The following is a 7,168-nucleotide window of genomic DNA, read 5'->3' on the forward strand; positions in this document are numbered from 1 at the left end:
ACGTCCCTATCGTTCGGCAGATTGCTGCCGAGCTTGAGATGAGAGGGGTTTTTATGTATATAATGAACAAGCGATGAAGAGAAAAAAGTGTCAAGGGCTCTTATGTCCAGAGAGCGAAGGAATTGCTGAAACCTTTGCCTTAATCCCTAGCATGACGTCATCTCCGAGCTGTTGATCGAAAACCGGATCAAGCGCTTGATCTAGCGAGTAGTCTCAACCGGATGGGCACACGTTACCGTGCCGGAAGTAAGGAAACACTTTACTTCGTGAGGCCCAAAATCGTGAGATTTTAGGCAAACCAGGGTGGTACCGCGAAAATCAACCCCTTTCGCCCCTCAGTACGGCAGTATACTGCCGGCTTTGTGGGATGAGAGGGGATTTTTTTATTGGAGGGATATCACATGGAAACGAAGAGAGACAAAGCTGAACTCATTACTGGATCCGAATGCCTTTTGCGCTGTTTATTGCTCGAGGGGGTTGAACATGTTTTTGGTTATCCCGGAGGCAACGCGCTGTACATTTATGACGCCATGGTCGACAATCCGGAGTTCAAACACATTCTGGCCCGGCACGAGCAGGGAGCGATACACGCAGCAGACGGTTATGCCCGATCGACAGGGAAAGTCGGCGTCTGCATCGCCACATCCGGTCCGGGAGCGACAAATTTGATTACAGGGATTGCGACGGCTTATATGGATTCTACACCTCTCGTCATCATTACGGGCAACGTGTCGACTACGGTTATGGGCACGGATGCTTTTCAGGAAGCGGATATCGTCAGCATGACCCTGTCCATAACAAAACACAGTTACTCCGTTCGTCATGTGCAAGACCTTCCGCGTATCGTCCACGAAGCCTTCCATATTGCAAACACGGGCAGAAAAGGTCCTGTATTAATCGACATTCCTAAGGATGTATCCAATCACAAGCTGTATTACCAACCCGCTGGGGCGATTCATCTTCGAGGGTACGATTCCGATCCGAATTTGGATACAGACCCGATCGATACCTTGATTCAAGCGATTAACGAATCCGAAAGACCGGTCATGATCGCCGGAGGAGGAGTGGTTTATTCAGGTGCATCCAATGAGCTGCTGGAGTTCGTGAATAAAACCAACATTCCGGTGGCGACCACATTGCTTGGCTTGGGAGGTTTTCCAAGTGCTCACGACCTGTGGCTGGGCATGGCGGGCCATCATGGTGCATATGCAGCGAATATGGCCATCCAGCAAGCCGATCTGATTATTTCCATGGGTTCGCGGTTTGATGACCGGGTGACCATGAGGGTGGATGGTTTCGCCCCACATGCCAAACGGATTGCCCATATCGATATTGATCCGGCTGAAATTGGCAAAAACATCAAGGCGGATATTGCATGCATCGGTGATATCAAGGCTGTACTGGATTATGCGAATACGAAAGCTGCCGCCTCCCCATCCGATCGTTGGATCAAAGAAATTCAGGAATACAAACGAAATTTTCCGTTTCGGTACAAAGATTCGGATACGGAGCTTAAGCCCCAATTTGTCATTGAAATGATCCATGAAACCACACAAGGCGAGGCGATCATAACCACGGACGTAGGTCAGCACCAGATGTGGGCAGCTCAATTTTACAAGTTTAACCACCCCCGCTCGCTGATCACCTCAGGAGGTCTTGGAACGATGGGGTTCGGGTTACCGGCCGCCATTGGCGCTCAGATCGGGAATCCGAAACGTCTTGTGGTTTCCGTAAATGGTGACGGGGGCATGCAAATGTGCGCGCAGGAGATGGCTATTTGTTCTATTCATCGGATTCCTGTCAAAATTGTCGTGATTAACAACCAAGTATTGGGGATGGTTAAGCAGCAGCAGGAACTCAGTTACGCCAAGCGTTACAGCCAAATCGACCTTGCCGGCAGTCCGGATTTCGTAAAGCTGGCTGAAGCTTATGGCATCAAAGGGTTGAGAGCGAGTAATAAAGCAGAGGCTTCCCGCGTTTGGCAAGAGGCTCTAAATACACCTGGTCCCGTACTTGTAGAGTTTGTCGTACCGAAAGAAGAGAATGTATATCCAATGGTCCTTGCAGGAACGGCGTTACATGAAATGATTCTGGGGGATATCGAATGATTTGTATGTTTTGCAGCTGGCGGTCGGGAGGCGGCATTGTATCGGGTGCCACTTTCGTTATATGACAGTCCCTTATCTACGTACAATTTTCGCGGGAGTTATTTTGGCTTTACCGCGCAACGCCTTAAAATCAATAGAACCAGCCAGTAGGCTGGTTCTATGCAAATTTACTGACGCCATGAGCTATGACATGGCCCTATTCAAGTTACAGTAGATCAAAAATCGGTAAGGATGGTTTACGTATTGGATTCAGGGCTGTTTTTATGACCGGATAACTTATTTGACCCTTTTACCAAGGCAATGTAGATCATGATGGAAAACAGGCTTGTAGAAAAAATAATAATCCCAAAAGGCATAGCGGAGTTTTCGCCTGCCATTCCCACAAGCGGTGAAGCAACCGCACCTAATGCGAATTGCAGGGTGCCCAGAACGGCGGAAGCGACTCCCTGCAATATGCCCTTGCGACTCCATAGCCAATGTAAACGAGATGGGTCCAATGATCCCAATGGAAAAGGCGAATAGGAAGATCGAAATAAACATGGCTAATAATGCTCCTTGCACCAAAACGATAATTAAGACTGCAGTGGAAGATATCAAAGCGATGATTAGACCGATGATAAAGAGTCGACTTTCCGCTACTCGTCCTGCAAGTACTTTGACGAATTGAGAGCCCAAAATAATAGCAAGGCCATTCAACGCAAATAGAATCGAAAACATTTGTGGCGACACGCCGTATATATTTTGATAAATAAATGGAGTACCTGCTACATAGGCAAAAACCCCTGCGAACAAAATGCCGTTGACGAGCGCATATCCCATAAACGAACGTTCTCGGAACAAGCTGCTATAATTGTTGATCAACGTACGGGGACTACTTGATACACGCTGCCGTGCAGGTAAGCTTTCCTTTACCCCCCATAGGGTTATCCCGGTTAATGCTAAGCCCAGCACCCCTAAGAATAGAAATACGCCTACCCAAGAACTGTAGGACATCACTGCACTCCCCGCCGTAGGGGAAATTAACGGAGCCACATTACTGATCATCGTCAGCAGCGATATAAACTTCGTCATTTCAACCCCGCTAAACCGATCTCGAACAATAGCACGCGAAATAACGAGACCTGCAGATGCAGCAACCCCTTGAATAAATCTTAAACCTATAAACCAACCTATGCCTGGTGCAAAAGCGCATCCAACCGAGGAAAGGATATATAATATCATGGAAATCAGCAAAGGCCGGCGCCTGCCATAGATGTCGCTCAAAGGACCCATGATTAGCTGTCCTAATCCTAGTCCTAACAGGCTCGTGGTTAAACTCGCTTGAACCGCCGCTGCGCTTGTTCCAAAAAAATCGGCGATCTGCGGAAGGGACGCTAGATACATGTCGACGGTAAAGGGCCCCAACGCTGAAAAAGCTGCCAATATGAGGGCAAAAATAGAGATCTCTTTTGGGTCGTATAGTTCATTCTTTTAACTCCTATAATTTAATAAAATAAACAAATCAAGTTGTTTAATCAACTCATGTCTATTATTATAGAAAAAGAAGCCCCTATTCAATGGTTAAAAAAACGAAATTCGTTGAAATATGAACACGATCAAGAAAATTGTTCATTATCTTGGGAATTCAGGGGAGAGATAAGATGGCAAAAGCGGACCGGAGAATTTTAAAAACGCAAGAAGCCTTGAAAAGAGCCGTTATAGAACTGATGGCTGAAAAAAACTTCGATGACATTACCATTCAAGACATTGCTGACCAGGCAGACGTAAACCGGGGTACGATTTATCTTCATTATCAGGACAAGTACGATTTATTGGATCAAATCATGGAAAATCAAATTAACGAATTAAGGGAGATGGATACGTGGGCATGCGAGATGGAATGGACGGATGCTCTGGTTCCATACTTCGAATACTTTGAGAAAAATTATTGTTTTTTTCAACCATGTTAGCATCTAAAGGGGCTCCTTCGTCTTTTAGGACGCGGCTGCTTGCTTCTTTCATGGAAGGATTCAAAGGTGAGATCGACAACGAAAGCGGAAAAAATGCAGATTTGACCGAAGATGTGATGCTGCAGTATGCTGGAACGGCATATGTTGGGATCATTGAGTGGTGGATCCGAAATGGAATGCCTCATTCTCCGCAAGTGATGGCCAAACAAGTTGGGACATTGTTAGAAAGAAGCCTTTAAAAGCATTCGTTCCTACTAACATGGTAGATAGGATTTCCCAACCTGATAGCGGTTCTCCATCAATCAATTTGACGATTCGTTAACGCGGGATTTATGTTTGACCTCTGATGTAAAAGGAAAGCACACATGAATCCCTTTCAGGATCATGTGTGCTTTCGCTACACTATGGGCATTTATAAACAACCTCTACTATTACCATTCAACCTGATCAAAGCGCATGTTTTTATAGTAATATACTCTGTCATGATCGGTGATTTCACGAAGAATCTTACATGGATTTCCCACAGCGATTACGTTCTCGGGAATATCCTTGGTTACTACACTTCCAGCACCGATGACGCTCCCCTTTCCGATGGTAACGCCCGGTAAAATAATCGCCCCGCTGCCAATCCACACCCCATCTTCAATGACAACCGGTAGAGCAAACATGCCACCTTCTTTACGCTTTTCTGGATGTACAGGATGGCTGGTTACAGCGATCGTTACGTTGGGACCAAACATGACGTCATCTCCAATCGTCACCTTATAATCATCTACTACGGTTAAATTAAAGTTAATATAAACATTATTGCCGATCGTTGTGTTCGAGCCATACGCCATGCGAATAGGTGGTTCCATCCAGACGTTCTCACCAATGCTCCCAAAAAGCTGTTTCATCAAAGCCTGACGCCCTGCCATATCATCAGGATGTAAACGATTGATTTCATAACACAGTGCCTTGCCGCGCTGACGCGCACGTGCCAATGCTGCAGCTTCTTCCGGATAGTTAGCGTCATGGTCAGTAAATAATTGGCAGCTCGCCATTCGTTCTTGTATATTCATACTTCATTCTCCTTTTATCATCCTTGATTTCCATCAGACCATTTTCGTTTAAATCAAGCTTCCTCAAAATTCCTTGTAATATTGTTAAGCCATTTGTACTGACGATACCGAATCAAAGCGACTGGCAGCTTGATGATTTCATCCAGGCTGATCATGGCAAACAGCAGAATAGGCGGCACATGCCAAACAAAAGCACATAGATAGCCTAATGGCAAAATAATGCCCCACATCACTACCGCATCACACCAAAAGCCAAATTTGGAATCCCCTCCGGCAGTGAATATACCGGCAATTATAGTCGAATTCATTGACTTGGCAATGCAATAATAAGCGCAGATATACATCATTCCATCGAGGTAATGTTGTGCCTCAGCATTTAAATGAACCATCAAGAAAACCAGTGGCTTCACTAACAAAATAATGCAACCCGCCAGTGTACCAAAAATAAAAGCGTATACATTTATTCGGTTACCGGCATGTTTGGCTTTCTCAATCTCACCCTTCCCCAGATATTTCCCGATTAACACAGAACCACCGCTGGCAATGCCGCCGCATAATACGATGGCCAAGTTCTTGACGACTGACGAAACGGAATTAGCTGCAACCATATCGGCACTTACATGGCCAATAATGGCGGCTGTAGCAGTCAAAGCCCCGCCCCAAACGATATAATTCCCTTGTACGGGCATGGTGTACTTGAAGAAATCCTTAAGCAATTTCCGCTGTGTTCCATCACGCACCGGCAATTGAAAGCGAATGGAGCCCCGTGTAACAGAGTGCACAATACAGCAGCCCAATTCAATGAAACGTGCACTAACCGTCGCAAGGGCAACTCCCGTGATCGCAAGTTCGGGTCTGCCGGGAAAAAGGATAAAGATACAAAGCGCGTTGAATATAATATTCAAAACTAGGCAAGCCGAACTTATCCATGCACTTAGCTTTGCATTTTCCATGCTTCTTATAACACCGAGATACATCTGTGATATTCCCATCGCTAGATAAGAAAACGAATTCATTTGCAAAAACCTTGCACCATAGCGAATCAACTCGTCATCGTTTGTAAAAATTCGCATCAGCATTCCTGGGTATGAGATGGAGAACAAAAAAAGAAACAGATATGCAGAAGGAAAACATGCAGGCAATGCTAAGAACCCGCTGGATCGTCTGTAAATCCTTCTTTCCCCAATACTGTGCGGTAAGAATTCCCGCTCCCGTTGACAACCCCATGTAGAACAAGGTCAATGCGAAAGTAATTTGTCCGGCGAGTGATACGGCCGACATCGCGGATTGGCTGATCATCCCCAACATGAAGACATCTGCAGAAATAACCGTAGCCGAAACCAGATTTTGCAACGCTATAGGTACAACCAGCACCATCAACTCTCGTCTGAAATCAATATTCATGTTTTTCCCAATTTGGAAATGTTTTTTCACCCCGTTCCCCTTCCCTTAACGTAAATCATAATGTTATAAAGATAGTACAAATAAACACTCATATCCATTAAAATCGGTTAAAATTCTATAAAAATCGTATGAAGTTAATTTAACGAGGTGATCTGATGAGTAAATCATTAGAAGTGTTTTCAGACCTATCCGAGCGCCTGGATTATAACCTATCTGATTTACGACTCTATGTACGAAAAGGAAACTTACAGCAGTTTTCCAATTATTCTGCTGCCTGCCATTGGCACCCGGATGTGGAGTTTATTTTGGTTCTCGAGGGATCTATGGATTACTTTATCAACGGGCAGACGATTCGAATCGATCAGGGGAATGGAATTTTTGTAAATAGCAATCGCATGCACTATGGTTTTTCCCAGGAGCAGATTGATTGTACTTACATTGTGGTCGTCATCCATCCCTCACTTTTTGGTGAAGCTACGTCCTTGGCAAGGAAGTATGCGGACCAAAAATTCGGGACCCATATGGATGACTTTTTATTACTTACAGACCAAACTGCTTGGCAGCGTGAGGTGTTGGTCTCCATAAAAAATATTTACGCTGAAATGCACAACTCTAATCTACAAAAATCCTACTTCGGCTATTATCA

4 protein-coding genes and 3 pseudogenes are annotated in these 7,168 nt (G+C 45.1%); 3 read left to right on the forward strand and 4 right to left on the reverse strand.

What is annotated here, in order from left to right; translation table 11 throughout:
* Positions 1-401 precede the first annotated feature (401 nt).
* Positions 402-2,108, forward strand: coding sequence for a biosynthetic-type acetolactate synthase large subunit (gene ilvB, locus CPT76_RS18740; RefSeq protein ID WP_105443910.1), 1,707 nt, complete (start codon positions 402-404; stop codon positions 2,106-2,108).
* 236 nt (positions 2,109-2,344) lie between these two features.
* Here ilvB and CPT76_RS18745 read toward each other — a convergent pair.
* A pseudogene (locus CPT76_RS18745) lies at positions 2,345-3,551 on the reverse strand (multidrug effflux MFS transporter).
* 197 nt (positions 3,552-3,748) lie between these two features.
* Here CPT76_RS18745 and CPT76_RS18750 point away from each other — a divergent pair.
* Positions 3,749-4,296, forward strand: a pseudogene (locus CPT76_RS18750) (TetR/AcrR family transcriptional regulator).
* A gap of 192 nt (positions 4,297-4,488) precedes the next feature.
* On the opposite strand, the gene CPT76_RS18755 reads toward CPT76_RS18750, so the two are convergent.
* The 3 genes and pseudogenes from CPT76_RS18755 to CPT76_RS40010 form a co-directional block, all read right to left on the reverse strand.
* Entirely contained in the window at positions 4,489-5,118 is a 630-nt protein-coding gene (locus CPT76_RS18755) for a sugar O-acetyltransferase (RefSeq protein WP_105443911.1), read from the reverse strand.
* 53 nt (positions 5,119-5,171) lie between these two features.
* Positions 5,172-6,071, reverse strand: coding sequence for an MATE family efflux transporter (locus tag CPT76_RS18760; protein WP_374954687.1), 900 nt, complete (start codon positions 6,069-6,071; stop codon positions 5,172-5,174).
* Positions 6,063-6,522, reverse strand: a pseudogene (locus CPT76_RS40010) (MATE family efflux transporter); the annotation flags it as partial. The pseudogene CPT76_RS40010 and the gene CPT76_RS18760, both read right to left, overlap by 9 nt.
* A 155-nt stretch (positions 6,523-6,677) precedes the next feature.
* Here CPT76_RS40010 and CPT76_RS18765 point away from each other — a divergent pair.
* Positions 6,678-7,168 (forward strand): cupin domain-containing protein (locus CPT76_RS18765; protein WP_146116352.1); only part of this gene is annotated, 491 nt, incomplete at its 3' end.

Source organism: Paenibacillus sp. AR247, from assembly GCF_002968895.1.
GTDB lineage: Bacteria > Bacillota > Bacilli > Paenibacillales > Paenibacillaceae > Paenibacillus_AQ > Paenibacillus_AQ favisporus.